The following is a 23,133-nucleotide window of genomic DNA, read 5'->3' on the forward strand; positions in this document are numbered from 1 at the left end:
TGTCGCAAGGGATGTGTGACACCGCCGCCGGGCACCCCCGCGCCCGGATAGAGTGCGACGGTGAACACCGGATCCGCCAGCACGCTGCTCGACCGCCTCCTCGCACCCCAGCCCGCGCCCGCCTGGTGGCTCGTGCTCGCCACGGCGGCGGTGGCACTGGTCCTGGTCGGTTACCGCCCGCTGTGGCGGCTCACCCGCGCCGCGGTGACCGTGGCGCACGAGGGCGGACACGCGCTGGTGGCGCTGCTCACAGGGCGCAGGCTGCACGCGATCACCCTGCACACCGACACCTCGGGCCTGACCGTGTCCAGCGGCAAACCCAGTGGTCTTGGCATGATCCTCACCGCCGCGGCCGGATATCCGGCGCCCGCGCTGCTCGGGCTCGGCTACGCGGCGCTGCTCGGGACCGGGCGGGTGACGGTGATGCTGTGGGCGACGCTGGTGATGTTGGCGGCGGTGCTGATCAAGGTGCGCAATATGTACGGGCTGCTCACCGTGGCGGTGCTGGGTGCGCTGGTGTTCGGGGTGTCGTGGTTCGGCAGCGATCTGCTCCAAGCCGCGTTCGCGTATCTGGCGGCGTGGTTCCTGCTGGCCGCGGCCGTGCGCCCGGTGTTCGAATTGCAGCGCAGCCGCCGCAGGCAACCCGGGCGCACCGACTCCGACGCCGACCAGCTGGCCCGGTTGACGCACCTGCCCGCACTGCTGTGGGTGCTGTTCTTCGCCGCGGTGTGCCTGACGGCCCTGGTCGTCGGCGCGCTGCTGATGCTCGCACCGGTCGAGGAACTACACCCGCTGCTTCACCGGTGATCGGTGATCCAGGCGTCGACCGCCTCGGAGACGAGCTTGCCGGGCGGCTGCAGGGCGTTGAGGACCACGCCCGCCTCGTCGGGTGCGAGCGGATCGAGGATGTCGAGTTGGGAATCGAGCAGCACCGTCGGCATGAAGTGCCCCAGGCGACCGGTCATCCGGCGCAATAGTTCCTCGCGGGTGGCGGCCAGGTAGACGAAGTAGGTCTCGGGCGCCTTGGCCCGCAGGTGGTCGCGGTAGACGCGGCGCAACGCCGAACAGGTGGCCACCCCGCCGGTTTCCTGATGCTCGCCCAGCCAGTCCGCGACGATCTCGAGCCACGGCCAGCGGTCCTCGTCGGTGAGCGGAATGCCCGAGGCCATCTTCTCGATATTGGCCATCGGGTGGAAATCGTCGCCCTCGGCGTAGGGCACCTCGAGGCGGTCGGCGGCCATCGCCCCGACCGTCGTCTTCCCGCACCCCGACACCCCCATCACCACGATGACCGGTTCGACCACGGCGACCTCCTCGTCGATGGAGCTGTTGGTGTTCGTCCTGGTCGAGGGTAGTGGCGTCGGGGCCGCGCTCAGGGCACCGCCCGGTCGGCGGGTCGGTCCGGCCCCGCCGCGGCCAGTTGGATGTCGAGCAGCAGGCGGTCGGCCGGGTCGGCGAGGTCGACGCCGAGGACCGTTTCGGCGCGGCGCAGGCGGTAGCGCAGGGTGTTGGGGTGCACGCGCAGCACCGCGGCGGCCGCGCTGACCTCGCCGTGCGCGCGCAGGTAGGTCCGCAGCGAGGCGCGCAGGTCGGCGCCGTGTTCGCGGTCGTAGTCGTCGAGGGCGCGCAGGCGGGGGTCGCGCAGTTCGGGGCGGGTGCGGATCAGCGCGATGATCTCGGCGAGCAGGACCGCGGTGCGCGCCTCGGCCAGCGTGGCGACGCGACTGCCGGAGGCGGCGGCGGGGCTGTCGAGCACCCGATCCACCTCGACGCGGGCGGCGGCGACGGCGGTGAGTCCGGCGACGGGAGCGGCCACCGCGGCGCGCACGATCAGGGCGCGCGACTGTTCCAACTGGGCCACCAGCTCGCGCACCCACGAGCCCACGCCGCGTTCGGAGTGATAGGTCGGCAGCAGCACATACACCCGGTCGCCGAGCAGCTCGGTCACCGAGTCCTCGCGAAAGGCGCTGGCGTGCAAGCGGATCAGCGCGCGCGAGGCGGCGAGGTCGGTGGCCGGCCCGATCGGGGCGAAGCCGATCACCGCGGCCGGGCCCGCCTCGGGCAGGTTCAGCGCGGCGGCCACCGACGGCACGTCGACCCCGTCGCCGTGCGCGCCGAACAACCGGCGCACCAGCACCGCCTCGGTGGAGGGCGCGTCGAGTCGGCGCGCGATGATCCGCGCGGCCACCGCCGAGGCGCCGCGCAACACCCGCGCGGCATCGGGCGCCCACGGCCGGTCACCCTCCTGCAACCAGATGGTGCCCAGGATCCTGGCCCTGGCGTCGGTACCGCGCCGGATCCCGACCACCAGCCGGCGACGGATATCGAGTTCGGGATGTTCGGGAACCTCGACCACCTCGTCGCTGCGCCGCACCCGGTCGAAGACGCCCCATTCGCTCAGGATGCGCAGGTAGTCGCCGGGGCCCTCGCGGCCGAGGATGGACCGGATGCGGAGTTGGTCGGCGGAGCCGTCGGAGGCGGAGTAGGCCAGCACCCGCGAGTGCGCGTCCTCGATCGAGACCATCCCGCCGGTCTCCCTGGCGACCACCTGGGCCAGCCCGAACAGGTCGGTGTCGGGGGCGAGCAGGTCGTGGTCGTCGGCGGCGGCGCGCTGACCCGGTGAGCGGGCCAGCATGCGGCGCACCAGGGCGAACACCTGGTCCCAGCGGGCGTGGCGGTGCACGTGCACCAGCGCCAGGCCCGCCTCGTGCGCGGCGGCGCGGACCTCGGGTGAGTCGTTGGCGCTCTTGGTCATCAGCACCCGCGGCCGATCCGCGAGCCGGCGGCGACCGACCCCGGCCAACCAGGCCACCGTGGCCGCGGCGTCCATGCCGACGAGCAGGTAGACCTCGGGCAGCGCGCCCACGGTCTCGAGGTGTTCGGGCAGGTCGGCGGGCTCGGCGAGCGCGACCGAGCGCAACACCACGTCCTGGCCCGCCGGTGCGTCGACGAGCGTGGCGACGGTGTGGTCGAGCGCGGCGAGCAGCTCGCCGAGCGTGGTGGCCCGCTCCGACATCGAACACCTCCGTTGGCCGATCGGACAACGAACCGGGCGGTTCTTCATCCGATCAGCTGATTATGCCCGGGTCCGGGAGGTGTTGACTAGCGCACATCCCGCTACTCGCCACGACGCAGGAGCCGCCCCCATGGACGCCATCGCGAACACTCCCCCGCCGGTCAACGAGCCGGTCGGCACCTTCGCCCCGGGGACCCCGGAACGCGCCCGACTACAGACCGCGCTCGCCGAGCTGTCCGCCGAGCCCACCGAGATCACCCACGTCATCGGCGGGCGGCACGTGCCCGGCGAGGGCTCGGTGTACACCGTGGTCCCGCCGCACCGCCACGCCGCGACGCTGGGCACCCTGCGCGACGCCACCGCCGGTGAGGCCGCCGCGGCGGTCGAGGCCGCGACCGCCGCCGCCCCGGACTGGCGGGCGATGCCGTTCGACGATCGGGCCGCGATCTTCCTGCGCGCCGCGGACCTGCTCGCCGGGCCGTGGCGCGAGCGGATCGCCGCCGCGACGATGCTCGGGCAGTCCAAGTCCGCCTACCAGGCCGAGATCGACGCACCGTGCGAACTCGTCGACTTCTGGCGCTTCAATGTGTCCTTCGCACGCGAAATCCTGGCCCAGCAACCGATCTCGTCGCCGGGGGTGTGGAATCGGCTGGAGTACCGCTCGCTCGAGGGGTTCGTCTACGCGGTGACCCCGTTCAACTTCACCGCCATCGCGGGCAACCTGCCCACCGCGCCGGCGCTCATGGGCAACACGGTGGTGTGGAAGCCGGCCAGGACCCAGGCGGTGGCGGCGTATCTGACGATGCGGCTGCTCGAGGCCGCCGGACTGCCGCCCGGGGTGATCAACCTGGTCAACGGGCCCGGACCGGTGATCTCCGATGTGGTGCTGTCGGATCCGCGCCTGGCCGGGGTGCACTTCACCGGCTCGACCACGACGTTCCAGCACCTGTGGCGTGAGGTCGCCCAGCGGCTCGACGGGTACCGCACCTACCCGCGCCTGGTCGGCGAGACCGGCGGCAAGGACTTCGTGCTGGCCCACCCCTCGGCCGATCCGGCGGTCCTGACCACCGCGCTGGTGCGCGGCGCGTTCGACTATCAGGGCCAGAAGTGTTCGGCCGCCTCGCGCGCGTTCATCCCGCGCTCGGTGTGGGCCGCCATGTCAGAGGATCTGATCGAGCGGACCTCGAACCTGCGCTACGGCGATGTCGCCGACCTCACGAATTTCGGTGGGGCGCTGATCGATCGGCGCGCGTTCGCCCGCAACACCGCCGCGCTCGAGCGGGCCAAGGCCACCCCGGGACTGACCGTGGTGGCGGGCGGACACAGCGACGACAGTGTCGGCTGGTTCGTCGACCCGACCATCGTCGTCGGCGACGATCCCACCGACGAGGTGTTCAGCACCGAGTACTTCGGCCCGATCCTGGCCGTGCACGTCTACGACGACGCCGCCCCGAACGCCTTCGCCGAGGCCATGAACCTCGTCGACCACGGCAGCCCCTACGGGCTCACCGGCTCGATCATCGCCCAGGATCGCGCGGCGATCGCCGAGGCCACCGACCGACTCACCTTCGCGGCGGGCAATTTCTACATCAACGACAAACCCTCCGGCGCGGTCGTGGGCCAGCAGCCCTTCGGCGGCGGCCGCGCGTCGGGCACCAACGACAAGGCGGGCTCCCCGCAGAACCTGCTGCGCTGGACCTCGGCGCGCACGATCAAGGAGACCTTCGTCGCGCCCACCGCGCACCGCTATCCCCACCAGGAACCGGAGGTGCGGTGATGGCCGCCCTGCTGCGCTCGACCCTGCTCGCCGCCGCCCGCTCACCCCGGCTCGAGCGCACCGTCACCCGGATGCCGCTGAGCCGGTCGGTGGTGGCCCGCTTCGTCGCGGGCACGACCACCGAGCAGGCGGTGCGCGCGTGCGAGACACTGTTGCGCACACGACGTTTCGTCAGCGTCGACTATCTCGGCGAGGACACCACCGACCTGGCAGGCGCGGTGGCGACCGTCGAGCAGTACCGCACCCTCATCACCGCGCTGGGCCGACTCCCCCAGGCCGCGGTGGCGGCGGGAGCCGTGCGCCCGCTGGAGGTTTCGGTGAAACTGTCCGCGCTCGGCCAGACCCTGCCGAACACCGGGCACGCGATCGCCCTCGACCACGCGCGCCAGATCTGCGCCGCCGCCGAGGCCGCCGGCGTGTGGGTCACCCTCGACGCCGAGGGCCACACCACCACCGACTCGACCCTGGCGATCGTGCGGGAACTGCGCGTCGACTACCCGTGGTTGGGCACGGTCTTGCAGGCCTACCTGCGCCGCACCGAACAGGACTGCCGCGAGTTCGCCGGACCGGGATCGCGAGTCCGGTTGTGCAAGGGCGCCTATGACGAACCCGAATCCGTGGCCTACCGCGACAGGGCCGAGGTCGACGCGTCGTATCTGCGCTGCCTCGGTATCCTCACCGCGGGCGCGGGCTACCCGATGATCGCCTCGCACAACCCGACCGTGCTCGCCGCGGCCGGGGTGGGCGTGCGCTCGGCGCGCCGCAAGACCGACGAGTACGAGTACCAGATGCTGTACGGCATCCGCGCCGACGAACAACAGCGAATCGCCGACGCGGACAACCACCTTCGCGTCTATGTCCCCTACGGCGAGCAGTGGTACGGGTACTTCGTGCGTCGCCTCGCCGAACGGCCCGCCAACCTCGCGTTCTTCCTGCGCGCGCTCGTGTCGGGCCGCGGCTGACTACTCGCTGACCACCGAACCCGGGTGCACGAGCATCCGCTTGAGGATCTTGCCGGTCTCCCCGCGCGGCAGCGTGTTCAGGAAGGTGACGTCGCGCGGGACCGAGAAACGACTCAGCCGGTTGCGGATGTAGGTGCGCACCATGTCCGAATCCAGGCCCGCCCCTTCACGTTTCACCACGAACGCGGCCAGGCGCTGCCCGAACTCCTTGTCGGGCACGCCGACCACGGCCACCTCGGAGATCTGCGGCAGATGCGCCAGCGCCTCCTCGACCGGTCGCGGGAAGACGTTCTCGCCACCGGAGATGATCATCTCGTCGTCGCGGCCCGCCACGAACAGTCGGCCCGCGGCGTCGAGGTAGCCGAGGTCGCCGGTGTCGAGCATGCCGTCGGCCTCCTCCGGCGGCGCGGAGTTGACGTAGCCGTCGAAGAGCATGTGGTTGGCGACGAAGATGTGCCCGGTCGACCCCACCGGCACCGGACGCAGATCCGGTCCCAGCACCGCGACCCTGGTGCCCAGCGGCGGGCGGCCCGCGGTCGTCGGTGAGACGTGCAGGTCGTCGGGGGTGGCGACGCTGGCCCACGACACCTCGGTGGAACCGTAGACGTTGTAGAGCACGTCGCCGAAGCTGTCCAGGAACCGCAGCACGGTGGCCCCGGCCAGCGGCGCGCCACAGCTGACCACGAAACGCAGACTCGACAGGTCGAACGCGTCGCGGACCTCGTCGGGCACGTCGAGCAACCGCTCCACCATCGTCGGCACCGCGATCAGGGTGGTGATCCGGTGCTCCTGCACCATGCGCAGGCAGTGCACCGCGTCGAAACCGTCCGAGAGCACCACCGTCGCGCGCAGGGCGGTGCTCAGCTGCAAGCCGGCCAGACCCCAGGTGTGGAACAGCGGCGCGGGGATGAGCATGACCTCTTCCACGCGCAGCGGAATCCGCGACAGCAGCGCGGCGATGGTGCCGAAACCCTTGGCGTGCGGGCGGCGCGCGCCCTTGGGCGCCCCGCTGGTGCCGGAGGTGAGCACGATCAGCCTGCCCGGGTTCGCCGAGACCGGGAAGTCCTGGTGCTCGCCCGCGATCAGCTCGTCGATGGTGACGCGCTCGGCGTCGGGCGGGCAGTCGTCGGTCGTGTAGCGCGGCACATCGCTGTGCAGGTAGCGGATCAGCGCCTCGAGCTCACCGTCGACGAACACGGCGCTGAGCCGGTGGCGCTGCACGATCTCCTCGATCCGCCGCCCCGACAGACCCGCGTTGAGCAGGGCCACGTCGACCCCGAGTTTGCCCGCGGCGACCATGGTCTCGACCATGCCCGCGTGGTTGCGGGCCAGCAGCCCGATCGCGTCGCCCTTGCGCAGCCCCTCGGCGTACATCGCCGCGGCCAACGCGGTGGATCGGGCGTCGACCTCGGCGAAGGTGCGCTGCCCGTGCGGGTCGATCACCGCGAGCCGATCCGGCGAATACGCAGCGCCCGCGGCGTACCCACCGGCCAGGTTGAAGCCCCACTTCGACAGGGACCGCAGCTGTTTCATCATCGACACCGGGTCGGGGCGCATCAGCCCGGTGGCCGCGATGCGCCGGGCCACCCCGGCGTTGCGGCGCACCCGCGACCGTTCGGCATTGACGACCACCGAGGAGTGGGTGCCCGCGATCACGTCGGCGGTGCGACGCAGACCGGCCTTCACCCAGTCGGTGACCAGCGAGTTCGCGCCCTGTTCCAGGACCGGGTGCACGCGCGCGGCCGCGAACAGGGTGATGTCGAGCCGGGTGCGCTGCTGGTCGCCGCGCAGCCGGACCGCCGCGAAACTGCCCAGCTCGGAGCTGCGCAATTCGAAGCTCTCGTACCAGCGGCCGATGACGAGGACGAATTCGTGGGTGCGGATCCCGGCGCTCGCCGATCCGACCCGCACCTGCCAGTGGACCGCGCCGTCGGGGCGCTCGACGGGTTCACAGCTGCCGATTCCGGTGAACATCCGGGGGTAGCTCTGTGGATCCAGCAGCACATCCCACAGGGCTTGACGCGCGATCGTGAAATCCGCGCTGACATCGATGACGTCGGTGACCAATCTGCGTGCTCTACTTCCCGTCGGCCTGTTCGACCCCATTGGTCGGCGGGCAAAAATGGGCGCGGCGGTCGATACCACCTCGCGGGTCGCCACGCTACCCGGCCGCGGCGCCCTGCCATCAAGAATCCGACAAAACCGGTGGTTCGGTGTCTTTTCGGCCGGACTTTGTTCCGTGGGCCACTTCTGCCGACATCGCCGATGTGAAAGTGTCCAATGCTTGCACACCACCGGGTATTGCCGAAGTATTGCTGTCAGTACCAACCCGATCTGCATGAGGATTGTCGCCGCACGCGGCGCAACGAGCGAAGAGGTGTGGACATGACAGCGAGCTGGCGCAGTTCAGCCGATCCCTTCGACGACATCTTCTCCCGGTTCTTCGGTTCCGGAATGTCGTCCAAGCCCCCGGTACAGCGCATCGATCTGGGCAGGCTGATGACCGACAACGCGAAGTTGCTGGTCGGGACCGCCCGCGAGGCCGCCCAGGAGTGGGGCAACCCGGAGATCACACCCGAACACCTGCTCTACGCGGCGACCGAGGCCGAACCGGGCCGCAGCATCGTGGCCGAGCTCAGTCTGGACCCCGACCAGGTCGCCGAGCAGATGGAGGACTACCTCGACACCGGCGCCGCGAGTGAGGACGACCTCGCCGACATCACCCTGAGCCCCGCCACCAAACTCGCCCTGCGCGCGGCCCAGCGCCAGGCCGCCCAGTCCGGCAGCAGCTACATCGGACCCGAACACATCCTGCTCGGCATCGCCTCGCTGCCCGACAGCGTCGCCGCCCAGGCGCTGGTGGCCGGGATCGCGGCCACCCAGAGCGGCGGGGTGCCCGCGCCCGGCACCCCGAACGCGACCGCGCCGTCCAAGCGTCAGCAGGCCGAATCCGAGACGCCGACGCTCGAGGAATACGGTCGCGATCTCACCGCCGAGGCCCGCGAGGGTCTGATCGACCCGGTCGTCGGCCGCGCGGAGGAGATCGAGCAGAGCATCGAGATCCTGTCGCGGCGGCGCAAGAACAACCCGGTGCTCATCGGCGACCCCGGCGTCGGCAAGACCGCGATCGTGGAGGGGCTGGCCCAGCGCATCGTCAACGGGGACGTGCCGGTCACCCTCGCCGATCGACGCGTGATCGCGCTCGATGTCGGGTCGCTGGTGGCGGGCAGCAAGTATCGCGGCGAGTTCGAGGAGCGGTTGACCAAGATCCTCGACGAGGTCCGCGCGCACAAGGACGAACTGATCGTGTTCATCGACGAACTGCACACGATCGTCGGCGCGGGCGGTGGCGGCGAGGGTTCGATGGACGCGGGCAACCTGCTCAAGCCCGCCCTCGCGCGCGGTGACCTGCACGTCGTCGGCGCCACCACCATCGACGAGTACCGCAAGTACATCGAGAAGGACGCCGCCCTGGAACGTCGCTTCCAGCCGGTGATGGTCTCGGAGCCCTCGGTGGCCGACACCATCGAGATCCTGCGCGGCCTGGCCGATGTGTACGAGGAACACCACCAGGTGCGCTACTCCGACGAATCGCTGGTCGCGGCCGCGCAGCTCTCGGACCGCTACATCACCGACCGGTTCATGCCCGACAAGGCCATCGACCTGATCGACCAGGCGGGCGCGCGCGTGCGGTTGCGCTCGGGCACCCCCGACCCCGAGGTCAAGGCCAAGGACGAGGCGATCGCGCGGCTGTACCGGGAGAAGGACGCCGCGGTCGACAACGAGGACTACGAGAAGGCCAAGGCGATCAAGGCCGATATCGCCGCCGCCGAACAGGAACTCGAGGAATCCGGTGCCACGGCCTCGGAACCGACCGTCGACGTGGTCGACATCGCCGAGGTGATCTCCAAGCGCACCGGCATTCCGGTGGCCGACCTGACCGCCGAGGAGAAGCAGCGCCTGCTCCAGCTCGAGGACGTCCTGCACAAGCGGGTGATCGGGCAGAACGAGGCGATCGTGGCCATCGCCGAGGCGGTGCGCCGGGCCCGCGCTGGGCTCAAGGACCCGAACCGGCCGATCGGCTCGTTCCTGTTCCTCGGCCCGACCGGTGTCGGCAAGACCGAGCTGGCCAAGGCGTTGGCCGAGGCGGTCTTCGGCGACGAGGACCGGCTGATCCGGTTCGACATGAGCGAGTTCCAGGAGAAGCACACGGTCTCGCGCCTGGTCGGCGCCCCGCCCGGATACGTCGGCTACGACGACGCGGCCCAGCTCACCGACAAGGTTCGCCGCCAACCCTATTCGGTGATCCTGTTCGACGAGGTCGAGAAAGCGCACCCGGATGTGTTCAATGTGCTGCTGCAGTTGCTCGACGACGGGCGGGTCACCGATTCCAAGGGCCGCACCGTCGATTTCAAGAACACGATCGTGATCATGACCTCCAATATCGGGTCGAACCTGATCCTCGAGGCACCCCCCGGTGATCTCGACTCGATCGTGCCGCAGCTCGAAGAGCTGCTGCGCCAACACTTCCGGCCCGAGTTCCTCAACCGCATCGACGAGCAGATCGTGTTCCACCGGCTCGACAAGGAACAGCTCGAGCAGATCGTGGAGATCATCCTCGATCGCACGCGGCGCATGCTCGCCGCCCAGGATGTCGAACTCGACATCAGTCAGTCGGCGGTGGACTGGTTGAGCGAGCGCGGTTTCCAGCCCGAGTTCGGTGCGCGGCCGCTGCGGCGCACGGTGCAGAAGGAACTCGACAACCGGATCTCGCGGCTGCTGCTCGACGGCGGGCTCGAGTCCGGCGGGACGGTCACCGTCGATACCGTCGACGGCGATCTCGTCGTCACCGCGGCCGATCCGGCGGCGCCCAAGGCCGAGACCAACGGTTCGGCGCCCGCCCCGAAGAAGACGGCCAAGAAGCCCGCGAAGAAGGCCGAGAGCAAGAAGGGCGACGACAAGAAGGTCGCGTCCAAGTAGTGGTCGAACACCCCGCGGTGGCCCGGTTCCTCCCGAACCGAGCCACCGCGGCGCGCGGGCCTCAGCCGCCGGTGACCACGCAGGCGTAGCCGAACAGGAATCCGCGCCCGACCGAGACGGTCACACTGTTGGCGACGCCCTCCTGGACGGCGGTCAGGGTGTGGGCGCCCTCGTAGGAGGGCACCCAGTTCATCATGGCCAGCCCGTCGAGCGGGGCGACCACGGCCAACAGGGCGCCGTTGTCGTAGAACGAGACCGGCGCGATGCCGACACTGAGCCTGGCCAGCAGCTGATGGGTGCACCCGGTGCCGTAGTTGGTCGACGAGCCGACGCTGATATCGGGTTTCACGGTCAATTGCGACACCCCGGCCGAGGCGGTGGGGGCGCCGAGGGCGGTCGCGGCCAGCATCGCTGTCGCGACCGCCGCGAGGGCAACGGCGGATTTCCGGTCACTCATAGCTCACGTCCTTGTGATGCGGGGATATTCCCCATCCTCACCCGACCGGGGGGCCGATCGTGGGAGAACACACAAGGCGATCACATCGGCAGCGGCGGCATCTTCGGGAATCGGACGGGCAGCGCCGCCAGCGAGCGGTGGAACGGACCCGGCCGCCACACCAATTCCTCCACCGGGACGGCCAATTCCAGCTCCGGGAGCGCGTCGAGCAGCTGGTCGATCGCGTCCTGCACGATCAGGTAGGCCACCGGCTTGGCCGGGCACCCGTGCGGGCCCGCGCTCCAGGCCAGATGCGCCCGATTGTCGACCGTGTCGCGGCCGGCGATGGCGGGATCGTTGTTGCACGCGGACATGCTGATCACGACCGGCTCGTTGGCCGGGATCCAGGTGTCCTCGATCAGGATCGGCTGACGCGGGTAGGTCGCGCAGAAGTTGGCCAGCGGCGGATCGGTGAACAGCACCTCGTCGAGCGCGTCGCGGGTGGACAGGCTGCCGCCGAGCACATCGCCCGCGAAACGATCGTCGGTGAGCATCAGGCGCAGGGTGTTGACCACCAGGTTCACCATGGGTTCGATGCCCGCGCCGTAGCACACCAGCAGCTGGTGCACCATTTCCTCGTCGCTCAGCGCCGCCCGGTGCTGGAGCAACCGGGTGGCGACGTCGTCACCGGGTTCGCGCTGGCGCAACGCCACCAGGTCGCCCAGTGCCGTGACGAGCATGTTCTCGCCCGCCTCGGCGTCGATGCCCTCGAAGATCTTCGCCATTCCGGTGGCCACCCGCTGGCCGATCTCGGTGGTGCAGCCGAGCATCGCGTTCAGCGCCTGGAACACCAGCGGAAACCCGTACTGGCTCAACAGATCCGCCGAGCCGACCTCGCAGAAACTGTTGATCAGCGGGATCGCGAACTGTTCGACGGTGCTGTGCATGGCGTACAGGTCGACCCCGGCCAGCCCGGCGACATTGGCCTGGCGGTAGCGGGTGTGTTCGGCGCCGGTGGTGCGCAGCGCGGCGGGCCGGAACTGCAGCATCGGCAGCACCGGGCAGTCCAGCGGGATGTCGCGCTGCCACACGCGCGGATCGGCCGGGAAGTGCTCGGGATCGTTGAGGATGCGCACGGCGGTGTGGTAGCCGATCACCAGCGTGGCTCGGATTCCCGGGGCCAACTCCACCGGCACCAGCGAGCCGAAGCGGCTGCGCATCTGCCGGTAGGCGGCCTGGGGATCGGCGGCGAACTCCGGTGCCCACATCGCCACCCGATGTCCGGCGGCGAGATCTGTCGTCACGAGATTGCTGCTTCCTGCCTGCGGAACAGATACTCCGCCAAGGTGATCAACGCGCGGAGCCCCTGGTCACGGTAGCGGGCGTCGAGCGCGACCACCGGGGTCTCGGGCTCGAGGTCGAGTGCCTCGCGCACTTCCTCGAGCGGGTAGCGCCGGAAGCCCTCGAACTCGTTGACCGCGACCGCGTAGGGAATGCCGCGCTGTTCGAGCGCGGAGAGCACGTCGTCGGCCTTCTCGATGCGTCGGGTGTCGACCAGCACCAGCGCGCCGAGCGCGCCACGGGCCAGTTCCTCCCACAGCGGGGCGAACCGTTCCTGGCCCGGGGTACCGAAAAGGTACAGCGCCAGTTGGGGATTGAGCGTGATGCGCCCGAAATCCAGTGCGACGGTGGTCGATACCTTGGTGCCGAGCCCGGCCATGTCGTCGACGCCGATGCTGGCCTCGGTGATCGTCTCCTCGGTGCGCAGCGGACGGATCTCCGACACCCCGCACACGAAGGTGGTCTTTCCGACGCCGAAGTTGCCCGCCACCAGGATCTTCACCGATCGGGTCACGGTTTCGGCGACGTAGTCGACCTCATCCCGCAAGGGCGCGGAGGCCATGCAGCACCTCCTTGATCAGTGCGAGTTCCGGCTTCACCTGGGCCGGGGTGGGGCAGTGTAGGTGTCCGCTGTCGAGCAGGTCGGAGACGATGATCTTCACGACCGAGGCGGGCAGGTCGAGATAGGCCGACAGTTCGGCGATCGACAACGTGCCGCGCCTGCTCGTCAGGGCCAGCAGGCGACGTTCGTCGGGCCGGTGATCGGGCCGCGCGTCGGCGGCGGCGCGGACCAGGGTCACCAGGTCCAGATCACGGGCGGCGCGCACGCGGCCACCGGTGCGCACATAGGAGCGAACCAGATCCGGATCGCGTCTACCCCGGCTCAATTTCGGCCGCCGTGGCGCGGAGCACTACCGATTTCGTGGCCGACCCGGGAGGCGAGTTCGTTCATCCGGTGCGCCACCAGCGCGATGTCGACATCGACGGTGGTGGACACGCCCAGCAGCGCGCCCGCGCCCGCGGCGGTGATCATGATCATGCCCTCGTCGTACTCGGTCATGTTCTGGCGCACCGTGTTCGACGCGCCGCCGCAGAATTCGCCGAGCGCCTTGCCGAGTGAACGCAGACCCGAGGCCGCCGCGGCGAACCGCTCGGCATCGTCTTTGACCACCCCGCGCGAGTGCGCGATGCGAAGTCCGTCCTCGGAGAGCAGGACCGCGAACCGGACGCCGGGGATCTCCAAACCCTCGAGCAACCATGCCAGACGGTTCGTGCTATCGGCTACCGGTGTGCTCATCGGCTGTTCCTTCCGTGCTCAGCTCAGCCGCGGCGGCACGCCCGCTGCGGGATCCGCTGCGCCAGGCAGCGGCGAGGTCGGGGCGTGCCTGCCCCGGTTCGGTCGTGACGCCCGCCGACTCCGGGGCCACCGGGCGGCGCCGGCGTTTGGGCAGCCCGCCGTCGGTGATCTCGTGGACGTCGGCGCCGCGCGTCTCGATCTCGACGACCGGCACCGGGATGTGCGCGGGCGCGGCCAGTTCGGGCTCGGCCACGCGCGGGGCGGTGGCGTCGGCCAGCAGGACCGAGGGCACGTAGACCATCGCGCGCATGCCACCGAAGATATTGGGGCCGTCGACGTGCACGGAGAATCCGTAGCGCCGGGCCAGTGCCGCGATGCCGGGGAAACCCACCTTGGGCGCGGGGCCGAGATCGTGGATGTCGACCGGGCGTTCGCCGGTGAGTACCTGGCGCGCGTCCTCGAGCTGTTCGGGACTCATCCGCATGCCCGCGTCGTCGATGATGACGGTGACGCCGTGATGGCCCTCCTGGAACCCGACCTCGACGAACGAGGACGGCGGCGAATAGCGCAGCGCGTTGTCGAGCAGGGTCGCCATCGTGTGCACGAGCGGTTCGACCGCGCGACTGATCACGATCCGGTCGGACTGGCCCGAGCGCACCCGCAGGAATTCGCGGACGCGGCCGGTGGCGCCGCCGACGACGTCGGTGAGCGACTGCTGGGGCCAGCGGCGACCGGGCAGACCGCCGGAGACGATCACATAGGACTGCGCCTGGCGGATCATCTGCTGCACGGTGTGGTCGATGCGGGTGAGGGTCTCGTAGATCGCGTCGTCGCGGTGCTCGCGCAGCGCGGTACTGACGACCTGACCCAAGTCGGTGCCCAGGCTCACCACCGAGGTGCCGAACGAGCGCACCGCCGCGCTGGTGGCCGTGCGCGAGCTGGTGGCGAGCTCGTCGCGGGTGCGTTCCTGTGCCGCGGTGATGTCGTTGATCCGGCGTTGCTCGGCGTAGCGCTCGACCATCGCGCGGGTGTCGTCGATGGCCACGCGCATGTCCTCGGCGTGACCGGTGGCGATCCACTGCAACGCCTGCGCGAACGGGGAGTCCGCGAGCTCTGCGGGCACATCCACGGCAATCGCGGGCGCCTCGTGCCTGCGCACGGCGGTGGTGATCGCGGGCAGTGTGGTCTGCGCGAGTGTGAGCAGCGCGTTCTCGCAGGCGAGTTGCGTGCGCAGGGCGGCTTCGGCGCGTTGGCGTTGGATGCGCTCGTTGCGCATCGCCACCATGGCTACCGCGATCGCGAGCAGTAATGACAGCCCGCCGATGACGAGCAACAACACCGCAATTCCTGAATTCATCAGATCTTTCGTCGTCCGTGCCCACGCGACGACATTGCCGGTGGCCTCGCCGGGGGATTCTCGGATATCCGATCCACATGACCCGATTCCAGCGACTCGCACACATTAGCAGCATCGTGAATGATCTCGTATCGGATCCCGGTGTGGCGCTTCGTGATTGTACGGTGATACCTCCCAAAAAACCTGGACACTTGATCTATTCAGATCACAACGCGCACTACCGCGTGCGTCGGAACCGCGGGTACCGGATACCATCCCGGCGTGGCGAAATTGAAGCTTTCCGTCGATGTCCCCCTGACCCCGGACGCGGCCTGGGCCCACGCCTCGGATCTGCCCCACCTGGGCGACTGGTTGACCATCCACGAGGCGTGGCGCGGCACCGTGCCCGAGCAGCTGACCCCCGGCACCGTGCTCGCCGGCATCGCGACCGTGAAGGGCTTCCGCAACAAGGTCATCTGGACCGTGCGCACCGCGGTACCCCCGCGCGAGCTCACGCTGACCGGAAAAGGCATCGGCGGCACCAAGTTCGGGCTCGCGCTGCGCGTGCGGGCCGCGGGGACCGGGTCCACCGTCGACCTCGACATCGACCTCGGCGGGGTGCCGCTGTTCGGGCCGATCGGCGCGACCGTGGCCAAGGCGCTGCGCGGCGATATCGAGCGCTCCCTCGACACCTTCGTCCGCCTCTACAGTTGAGATCGCGTTTCGCCGGGTGAACAGCGCTCGCGCACCGGGATACCGGCGCGACAGTGTCAGCGGCGGGGGTTACGCTGTCCTCGCCGGTTAACTGTCGATTTGCCTATCTCGAGGTGGTTCGATGACCAACGCTGTATCAGGGCCAGTAGCACTCGGCGATGTCGCCGCCCGCACCCTGGCCAACGCGACCAAGACTGTGCCCCAGATGGAGTCGATCACCCCGCGGTGGTTGGTTCATCTGTTGAACTGGGTGCCCGTCGAGGCCGGAATCTATCGACGCAATCGCGTCACGCACGAACAGACCGTCGATATCCAATGCGACAACTTCGACGAGTCCCCCCTGCCGGAAACCTTCATCGATTACGAGAAGGACCCGCGCGAATATCGGCTCAAGGCCGTGAACACGATTCTCGATGTGCACACCCGGGTCTCGGATCTGTACTCGAGCCCCTACGACCAGACCGCGCAGCAGCTGCGGCTGACCATCGAGGCGATCAAGGAGCACCAGGAGGGCGAGCTGATCAACAGCCCCGACTACGGGCTGATCGCCAATACCGTGGAGCGCCAGCGCATCACCACCCTCGGTGGCCCGCCGACGCCCGACGATCTGGACAATCTCATCACCAAGGTGTGGAAGGAACCCGGCTTCTTCCTCACCCACCCGCAGGGCGTGGCGGCCTTCGGCCGAGAGTGCACCCGGCGCGGGGTGCCGCCGCCGACGGTGAGCCTGTTCGGTTCCCAGTTCCTCACCTGGCGTGGCATTCCGATCATTCCGTCGGACAAGGTGCCGGTGGTCGAGGGCAAGACCTCGTTCCTGCTGATCCGCACCGGCGAGTCCCGCCAGGGCGTGGTCGGGCTGTACCAGCCGGGATTGGCCGGGGAGCAGGGTCCCGGCCTGTCGGTGAAGTTCATGGGAATCGATCGCAGTGCGATCGCCTCGTATCTGGTGTCGCTGTACTGCTCGCTGGCGATCCTGACCGACGACGCGGTGGCGGTGCTGTCCGGAGCCGAGGTGGACAAGTTCCATGACTACGCCCCGACCTACCGGAGCTGAACCGGGCGGGCAGCCGAGCGCGGCCGGACTCCCCGACGAGGCGACGCTGACCCGCCTGGCCGGTGAGTTCTTCGCGATGCTGCCCACCGGTGTGCCGGGCGGGCCGGGCGGAGTGTCTCTGCTGCAACCGGATTCGCCCTCGGCGCCGGACGCGGGACCGTTCTTCACCCGCGCGCCGCTGCCGACGAATCCGATCGCACCGGCTGCGGTGAGTCCGCCCGGTTCCACCGTTTCGCGACCGTCGGCACCGGCGAGCACGGACCCGTCCGCGCATCCGGCGGGTCCCGGCGTCACGCGCCCGTCCGGGCCGACCACGGCACATCCCGCCGGGGCCTCGGTCGCTCCGGCCCTCGCGAGTCCGGTCGACTCCACGTCCTCGCGGCCGTCCGGTCCGAGCACCGCGAGCCCGGCCGGTGCCTCGGTCTCGCGACCGACCGCATCGCCTCCCGCATCGGGTGGTTCGGTGCCGCCGGGTGGTCCCACGCCGGTGCCGACGGTGCCGGACTGGGGAGCGAGTCCCGGTCTCGGGGCGAGTGCGCCGGTGGATCCGGCCGGGGTGCACGTCGATCCGTTCTTCGCCGGGCTGCCCTCGCTGCGGGAGGTGTTGTCGCCGCCGCGTTCTCCCGGCGCGGCACCCGCGGCCGGTGCGCCGTCGTTCTATTTCCTCGACGGTGCGCCGAGCGCCGCGATCGCGCCCGACCCGCATCCGGCGTTCGACGTGCATGCCGTGCGCGCCGATTTCCCGATCCTGGCCGAGCGGGTCAACGGGCATCAGCTGGTGTGGTTCGACAATGCCGCCACCACGCAGAAACCGCGCGCGGTGATCGATCGCCTGGCCTATTTCTACGAGCACGAGAACTCCAATATCCATCGGGCGGCGCACGAATTGGCCGCCCGCTCCACCGATGCCTACGAGAACGCGCGCGAGACCGTCGCGCGTTTTCTCGGGGCCGGTTCGGCGCAGGAGATCGTGTTCGTGCGCGGGGCCACCGAGGGCATCAACCTGGTCGCCCAGACCTGGGGTCGCCAGAACCTGCGCGAGGGCGACGAGATCCTGATCTCGCACCTCGAGCACCACGCGAACATCGTGCCGTGGCAGTTGCTGGCCGCGGAGACGGGCGCGCGGATCCAGGTGATCCCGGTCGACGATCGGGGGCAGTTGCTGCTCGACGAGTACACCCGGTTGCTCACCGATCGCACGAAACTGGTGTCGGTGACGCAGGTGTCCAACGCGTTGGGCACCGTCACCCCGGTGCGCGAGATCGTCGCCCAGGCCCGTCGGGTCGGGGCCACGGTGCTCGTCGACGGGGCGCAGTCGGTGCCGCACACCCCGATCGACGTGCGCGATCTCGACGCCGATTTCTTCGTGTTCTCCGGACACAAACTGTTCGGGCCCACCGGAATCGGCGCCGTCTACGGCAAGGCGGCGGTGCTCGAGGACATGCCGCCGTGGCAGGGTGGCGGCAATATGATCGCCGACGTCACCCTGGAACGGTCGGTGTTCGGGCCACCGCCGGGCCGGTTCGAGGCGGGCACCGGCAATATCGCCGACGCGGTCGGGTTGGCGGCGGCCATCGAGTACGTCGAGCGTATCGGCATGGACATCATCGGCCGCTACGAACACGAATTGCTCTCCTACGCAACACCGTTGGTGGCCGAGGTGCCGGGTGTCCGGTTGATCGGCACCGCGGCGGAGAAGGCGAGCGTGCTCTCGTTCGTGCTCGACGGCTGCGACCCGGTCGATGTGGGCAAGGCGTTGAACGAGCGCGGGATCGCGGTGCGCGCGGGACACCATTGCGCACAGCCGATTCTGCGCAGGCTCGGCGTGGAGGCGACGGTGCGCCCGTCGTTCGCCTTCTACAACACCGTCGAGGAGATCGACCGGATGGTGCGGGTCCTGCACGAGATCGCCGGACGGCGCTGACACGCGAAAGCCCGGGTGGAACACCCTGTTCCACCCGGGCTTCGCGATCGGTCAGTGGATCATCGACGCTTCCGTGTCGACCGGTGCCTTCGGTTTGGTGCGCGGCAGGAACAGCGCCGGGATCAGCGTGAGCGCGGCGAGTCCCACCGCGACCCAGTAGGTGTGGCTGAACGCCTGCGCGGCCAGTTCCAGGCCCTCGCTGAGTACCCCGGGCGGAAGCTGCGCGGCGATGTCGGGGCGATGGCTCGCCGCGATGGCGGTCTGCGCCTCGGGGTGGTCGTTGAGCTGGGCGGCAAGGACTACCGACATGGTCGCGGTGCCGATCGAGGCAGCGGTCTGGTTGATGATATTCATCAGCGTCGAACCGCGCGCCACCTGGCCGTGGGTCAGCGTCTGGATGGCGGCGGTCATCACCGGCATCATGGTGCAGCCCATGCCGAGGCCCATCACGAACAGCGCGCCACCGACGAGCAGATACGAAGTGTCGGCGTGCAATTGGGTGAAGCCGGTCAGGCCGATGGTGATGAACGTGACGCCGAACAGCACGATCTTGCCGGGCCCGATCTTGTCGACCAGGAAGCCCGCGACCGGCATGGTCAACATGGCGCCGATGCCCTGCGGTGCGAGCAGCAGGCCCGCGTCGAACGCTGTCTCCCCTCGCACCTGCTGGAGGTAGTTGGGCAGCAGGAAGCCCGCGCCGAAGAACGCCGTCGCGAACAGCGACATGGTGATCACCGAGTACCGCAGTGAGGGGTTGCGGAACAGGCGCAGGTCGATCAGCGGGTGTTCGGTGCGCAGCGCGTGGAACACGAACGCCACCAGCAGCACCGTGCCGATGACCACCGGGATCAGCACGCGCGCCGCCATCACCGTGCCCTTCTCCGGGATGGAGGAGACGCCGAACAGGAACAGCGCCAGACCCGGTGAGGCCAGCAGCATGCCGACGAAGTCGAACGACTCCGAGGGCTTGGGGTTGTCGGCGGGGAACACGATCAACGCCAGCGTCAGGGCCAGCAGCCCCAGCGGCAGGTTGATCAGGAAGATCCAGTGCCAACTGAACTCGTCGATCAGCCAGCCGCCCAGGATCGGACCGCAGATCGGGCCGAGCAGCATCGGCACGCCCAGCACCGCCATCACGCGCCCGATCCGCTGCGGGCCCGCCGCGTGGGTCATGATCGTCATGCCCAGTGGCATCAGCATGCCGCCGCCGATGCCCTGCAGCACGCGGAAGGCCACCAGCGATTCGATGCTCCACGCCATCGAGCACAGCACCGACCCGAGGATGAAGAAGGTCAGCGCGGCCATGTAGAGGCGTTTGGTGCCGAACCGGTCCGCGGCCCAGCCGGTCATCGGGATCACCGAGGCCAGGGCCAGGGTGTAGCCGGTCATCGTCCAGGCGACCACCTCGACCGAGGCCTCGAAGTCGACCATGAAGGTCGGGATCGCCACGGTGACCACGGTGATGTCGAGAATCGACATGACCGCACCGAGTACGACCACACCCGCGATCTTGAGCACGGCGGCGTCCAGTTTGTCGGACGCGGGAGCGGCAGCACCGCTATCCGGAGGTTTCGTCACCGCTTGAGCCAAGCACCTTTCGCGCCCGAAGACCAGCGAAATTTATTGTTCGTGATGATCCGGACCGATGACAGGTCGGATTTGCCCGAATACCGTGCGCCGGATGACTTCTCTGGACCACCTGGTACTCGCCGCGCCCGATCTCGACGCCACCGTCGACGCCGTCGCGAAGGCACTCGGCGTGACTCCGGTCGCCGGTGGCCGACACGACGGTGTCGGCACCCGCAACTACCTGCTCGGCCTCGACGAGCGCAGCTACCTCGAGATCATCGGCATCGACACCGAGGCCCCGACACCGGTGCACCCGCGCCCGTTCGGCCTGGACACCCTGACCGAACCGCGCCTGGCGGCCTGGTTGGCCCAGGTCGACGGGATCGAGGCCGCGGTCGAGGCGGCGCGCGCGGCCGGATTCGATCCCGGGACGCCGCGCCCGATGTCGCGCACGACCGTCGAGGGGCAGGTCCTGCGCTGGAAGCTGACCGCGCCGTTCGCGACCACCGGAATCGCCGTGGTGCCCTATCTCATCGACTGGCTCGACACGACCCACCCGGCCGCGACGCTGCCCCGGGTCACGCTGCGCTCGTTCGAGGCGGTCCACCCGGACCCCACCTCGGTCACCGCCGCGCTCGGTGCGATCGGGGCCGAGGTGCCGGTGGCGCGCGGGGTGAGCGCCGGGTTGATCGCGGTCCTGGACGGTCCGGCGGGTTCGCTCACGCTGGTGTGAACGCGGCCAGTGCCGCCTCGGTCGCGGCGGTCGAGGCGGGCAGCAGCGGCAGTCGCACCGCCGGGCTCGGAATCTCGTCGCGCGCGGCCAGGACGGCCTTGACCACCGTGGGATTGGGTTCGGCGAACAGGGCGGCGCCGAGGGCGTCGAGGCTGTTGCCGAGGGCGCGGGCGCGGTGCGGGTCGCCGGCGAGCCAGGCGGCGACGAGATCGGCGTAGGCGGCGGGGGCGACATTGGCGGCGGCGAGGATGCCGCCGTGGCCGCCGAGGGCGAGCAGGGCCGAGGCGAAGCGGTCGTCGCCGCTCAATACCGTTGTGCGCGAACCGGCTTCGGCCAGGAGTTCGACGGTGGCCGCGTCGATGCCGCCGACGCTGTGCTTGAATCCGGCGATGTTCGGGATGTTCGCCAGGCGCACGAGCGTCGCGCCGCTGAGCGGTCGGGCGGTCCGGTAGGGGACGTCGTAGACCAGCAGCGGCACCGGGCTCGCCGCCGCGAGTTCGGTGAAGTGCGCGACGACGCCGTCCTCGCTGGGGCGCACGTAGTACGGCACCACCGACAGCACCGCCCTGGTCGCCGAGGGCACCCCGGCCACGGCGGCCGCCGCCTCCGCCGTCGCGTTGCCGCCCGCGCACACGATCAGCGGCACATCGCGTTCGGTGCTCACCGCGACGCAGATGTCGAGGACCTCGGCGCGCTCGTCGGGGGTGAGGGCGGTGGGTTCGGCGGTGGTGCCCAAGGCGACCAGACCGGTCGCGCCCGCGTCGAGGACGGCGTTGGCGTGGCGTTCCAGTGCGTCCTGGGCCAGCGCGCCGTCGGCGGTGAAGGGGGTGATCAGGGGGACGAAGAGTCCGTGCAGCGATGTCATGACTCCATCGTCGGGGCCCGTTACCATCAGGTCCAGTTCACGTTCGTGATGGCTTCCGTAAGCTGAGCTGATGCTCGATGTCCGCAAACTTCGCCTGCTGCGTGAACTCGCCCATCGCGGCACCATCGCCGCGGTCGCCGAGGCGCTGAGTTACACACCCTCGGCGGTGTCGCAGCAGCTCACCGCCCTCGAGCGTGAGGCGGGTGTGGCGCTGCTCGAACGTACGGGCCGCCGGGTCGCCCTCACCCCGGCGGCCGAGCTGCTGGTCGGGCACACCGAGACGATCCTGGCGGCATTGGAGCACGCCGACGCCGAATTAGCCTGTACCCGTGACGAACTCGCTGGAAGTTTGCGGATCGGCACCTTTCCGACCGCCGCCCGCACCCTGCTCTCGCCCGCGCTGGTGGCCCTGAGTACCGAGCATCCGCGCCTGGAACTCACCGTGAGCGAGATCGACCCGGCCGATATCCCGAATGCTCTGCGCGCGGGGACCCTCGACATCGCGCTCACGCACGACTACGACCTGGTTCCCGCCGATACCGACCCTTCGCTGCAGACCGAGCCGCTCCATACCGAGACGGTCTATCTGGCTACTCGCGGGCCCGTTCCCGCTGCGGACTCGTTGCGGAGGCAGCGTCAATCCTCCTGGATCGCGGGCACTCCGGGGACGTTGTGTCACACGGTGACGATTCGTGCCTGTCAGGCAGCGGGTTTCACGCCGCGTATTCGGCATCATGCCGATGATTTCGACACTGTGTTGGCGTTGGTCGCGGCGGGGGCGGGGACGGCTATCGTTCCAGGGCTGGCCCTCTATGCGCCGCCCGAACATGTCACGCTCACTCCCTTGCCGATCCGTCGGCATACCCATCTCGCTTATCGGAATGGGACGGGGGGTCATCCGGCGATTCGGGCTGCTCGCTCGGCGCTGCACGGTGGTGGTTGCTGGTCTGGGAGTGAGTGAGGCCCAGGTTCGGTGGGTTCAGGGGGTACGCAGGCTGTGTTTTTGGAGCGCTGGCGCGCTCGAGGTCGCGGCCCCGAGGGGGTCGCCGGTTAGCGCTCGAGACTCGCGCCTGCGGCGCATGCGCTTCGAGCGCTGACCGGCGACCCGGCCGCGACCGCCACTGCGTGG

At 69.6% G+C, this 23,133-nt stretch carries 20 protein-coding genes; 9 read left to right on the forward strand and 11 right to left on the reverse strand.

Features of this window, described 5'->3' with window-relative positions; genetic code table 11:
* Positions 1–60 precede the first annotated feature (60 nt).
* The gene (locus tag ACFP3H_RS06490; RefSeq protein WP_378600961.1) at positions 61–807 is read left to right on the forward strand and encodes a M50 family metallopeptidase; all 747 of its coding nucleotides are present in this window, start codon (positions 61–63) and stop codon (positions 805–807) included.
* Here ACFP3H_RS06490 and ACFP3H_RS06495 read toward each other — a convergent pair.
* Together ACFP3H_RS06495 and ACFP3H_RS06500 are read right to left on the reverse strand one after the other, a co-directional pair.
* The gene (locus ACFP3H_RS06495) at positions 798–1,280 is read right to left on the reverse strand and encodes a gluconokinase (protein WP_378601619.1); all 483 of its coding nucleotides are present in this window, start codon (positions 1,278–1,280) and stop codon (positions 798–800) included. The two genes, ACFP3H_RS06490 and ACFP3H_RS06495, sit on opposite strands and share 10 nt — an antisense overlap.
* Positions 1,281–1,372: 92 nt before the next feature.
* The gene (locus tag ACFP3H_RS06500) at positions 1,373–3,016 is read right to left on the reverse strand and encodes a PucR family transcriptional regulator (RefSeq protein WP_378600964.1); all 1,644 of its coding nucleotides are present in this window, start codon (positions 3,014–3,016) and stop codon (positions 1,373–1,375) included.
* 130 nt (positions 3,017–3,146) lie between these two features.
* Between ACFP3H_RS06500 and pruA the strand changes: the two genes are divergently transcribed.
* Positions 3,147–4,793, forward strand: coding sequence for an L-glutamate gamma-semialdehyde dehydrogenase (gene pruA / locus ACFP3H_RS06505; RefSeq protein ID WP_378600967.1), 1,647 nt, complete (start codon positions 3,147–3,149; stop codon positions 4,791–4,793).
* Positions 4,793–5,755 (forward strand): proline dehydrogenase family protein, encoded by a 963-nt coding sequence (locus ACFP3H_RS06510; protein ID WP_378600970.1) that lies wholly within the window; start codon positions 4,793–4,795, stop codon positions 5,753–5,755. The genes pruA and ACFP3H_RS06510 overlap by 1 nt, the downstream gene beginning before the upstream one ends.
* Here the strand turns inward: ACFP3H_RS06510 and ACFP3H_RS06515 are convergent, their stop codons facing one another.
* Positions 5,756–7,822 carry an AMP-binding protein gene (locus ACFP3H_RS06515; RefSeq protein ID WP_378600973.1) on the reverse strand — a complete coding sequence of 689 codons (2,067 nt, stop codon included), beginning with the start codon at positions 7,820–7,822 and terminating at the stop codon, positions 5,756–5,758.
* A gap of 318 nt (positions 7,823–8,140) precedes the next feature.
* Here ACFP3H_RS06515 and ACFP3H_RS06520 point away from each other — a divergent pair, with 318 nt between their 5' ends.
* The gene (locus ACFP3H_RS06520) at positions 8,141–10,735 is read left to right on the forward strand and encodes an ATP-dependent Clp protease ATP-binding subunit (RefSeq protein ID WP_378600977.1); all 2,595 of its coding nucleotides are present in this window, start codon (positions 8,141–8,143) and stop codon (positions 10,733–10,735) included.
* A gap of 61 nt (positions 10,736–10,796) precedes the next feature.
* Here the strand turns inward: ACFP3H_RS06520 and ACFP3H_RS06525 are convergent, their stop codons facing one another.
* From ACFP3H_RS06525 to ACFP3H_RS06550, 6 genes are all read right to left on the reverse strand, one after another.
* Positions 10,797–11,192: a hypothetical protein gene (locus ACFP3H_RS06525; protein WP_378600980.1), complete on the reverse strand. Its 396-nt coding sequence runs from the start codon at positions 11,190–11,192 to the stop codon at positions 10,797–10,799.
* An 80-nt stretch (positions 11,193–11,272) separates the two neighbouring features.
* Entirely contained in the window at positions 11,273–12,475 is a 1,203-nt protein-coding gene (locus ACFP3H_RS06530; RefSeq protein ID WP_378600983.1) for a cytochrome P450 family protein, read from the reverse strand.
* Positions 12,472–13,074: a GTP-binding protein gene (locus ACFP3H_RS06535; protein WP_378600986.1), complete on the reverse strand. Its 603-nt coding sequence runs from the start codon at positions 13,072–13,074 to the stop codon at positions 12,472–12,474. Before ACFP3H_RS06535 ends, ACFP3H_RS06530 begins: the two co-directional genes overlap by 4 nt.
* Positions 13,049–13,399 (reverse strand): DUF742 domain-containing protein, encoded by a 351-nt coding sequence (locus ACFP3H_RS06540; RefSeq protein ID WP_378600989.1) that lies wholly within the window; start codon positions 13,397–13,399, stop codon positions 13,049–13,051. The genes ACFP3H_RS06535 and ACFP3H_RS06540 overlap by 26 nt, the downstream gene beginning before the upstream one ends.
* On the reverse strand, positions 13,396–13,809 hold the full coding sequence (locus tag ACFP3H_RS06545) for a roadblock/LC7 domain-containing protein (protein ID WP_378600992.1): 414 nt from the start codon (positions 13,807–13,809) through the stop codon (positions 13,396–13,398). Before ACFP3H_RS06545 ends, ACFP3H_RS06540 begins: the two co-directional genes overlap by 4 nt.
* Positions 13,787–15,166 (reverse strand): sensor histidine kinase, encoded by a 1,380-nt coding sequence (locus tag ACFP3H_RS06550; RefSeq protein ID WP_378600995.1) that lies wholly within the window; start codon positions 15,164–15,166, stop codon positions 13,787–13,789. Before ACFP3H_RS06550 ends, ACFP3H_RS06545 begins: the two co-directional genes overlap by 23 nt.
* Positions 15,167–15,427: 261 nt before the next feature.
* On the opposite strand from ACFP3H_RS06550, the gene ACFP3H_RS06555 reads away from it, so the two are divergent.
* The 3 genes from ACFP3H_RS06555 to ACFP3H_RS06565 all read left to right on the forward strand — a co-directional run bounded on the left by ACFP3H_RS06555 (position 15,428) and on the right by ACFP3H_RS06565 (position 18,837).
* Complete coding sequence (locus ACFP3H_RS06555; protein WP_378600998.1) at positions 15,428–15,859, forward strand: type II toxin-antitoxin system Rv0910 family toxin; 432 nt, start codon at positions 15,428–15,430, stop codon at positions 15,857–15,859.
* Positions 15,860–15,980: 121 nt separating this feature from the next.
* Positions 15,981–16,913 carry a family 2A encapsulin nanocompartment shell protein gene (locus tag ACFP3H_RS06560; RefSeq protein WP_378601001.1) on the forward strand — a complete coding sequence of 311 codons (933 nt, stop codon included), beginning with the start codon at positions 15,981–15,983 and terminating at the stop codon, positions 16,911–16,913.
* Complete coding sequence (locus ACFP3H_RS06565) at positions 16,885–18,837, forward strand: family 2A encapsulin nanocompartment cargo protein cysteine desulfurase (protein ID WP_378601003.1); 1,953 nt, start codon at positions 16,885–16,887, stop codon at positions 18,835–18,837. The genes ACFP3H_RS06560 and ACFP3H_RS06565 overlap by 29 nt, the downstream gene beginning before the upstream one ends.
* Positions 18,838–18,888: 51 nt before the next feature.
* Here ACFP3H_RS06565 and ACFP3H_RS06570 read toward each other — a convergent pair whose 3' ends face one another.
* Complete coding sequence (locus ACFP3H_RS06570) at positions 18,889–20,415, reverse strand: DHA2 family efflux MFS transporter permease subunit (RefSeq protein ID WP_378601005.1); 1,527 nt, start codon at positions 20,413–20,415, stop codon at positions 18,889–18,891.
* Between the two features lie 103 nt (positions 20,416–20,518).
* On the opposite strand from ACFP3H_RS06570, the gene ACFP3H_RS06575 reads away from it, so the two are divergent.
* Positions 20,519–21,139 carry a VOC family protein gene (locus ACFP3H_RS06575; protein WP_378601006.1) on the forward strand — a complete coding sequence of 207 codons (621 nt, stop codon included), beginning with the start codon at positions 20,519–20,521 and terminating at the stop codon, positions 21,137–21,139.
* Here ACFP3H_RS06575 and dapA read toward each other — a convergent pair.
* On the reverse strand, positions 21,126–22,004 hold the full coding sequence (gene dapA, locus ACFP3H_RS06580; protein ID WP_378601009.1) for a 4-hydroxy-tetrahydrodipicolinate synthase: 879 nt from the start codon (positions 22,002–22,004) through the stop codon (positions 21,126–21,128). The genes ACFP3H_RS06575 and dapA overlap by 14 nt on opposite strands.
* Before the next feature lie 70 nt (positions 22,005–22,074).
* Between dapA and ACFP3H_RS06585 the strand changes: the two genes are divergently transcribed.
* Complete coding sequence (locus ACFP3H_RS06585) at positions 22,075–22,965, forward strand: LysR family transcriptional regulator (protein ID WP_378601011.1); 891 nt, start codon at positions 22,075–22,077, stop codon at positions 22,963–22,965.
* Positions 22,966–23,133 lie beyond the last annotated feature (168 nt).

Source organism: Nocardia lasii (assembly GCF_042658545.1).
Lineage (GTDB): Bacteria > Actinomycetota > Actinomycetes > Mycobacteriales > Mycobacteriaceae > Nocardia > Nocardia lasii.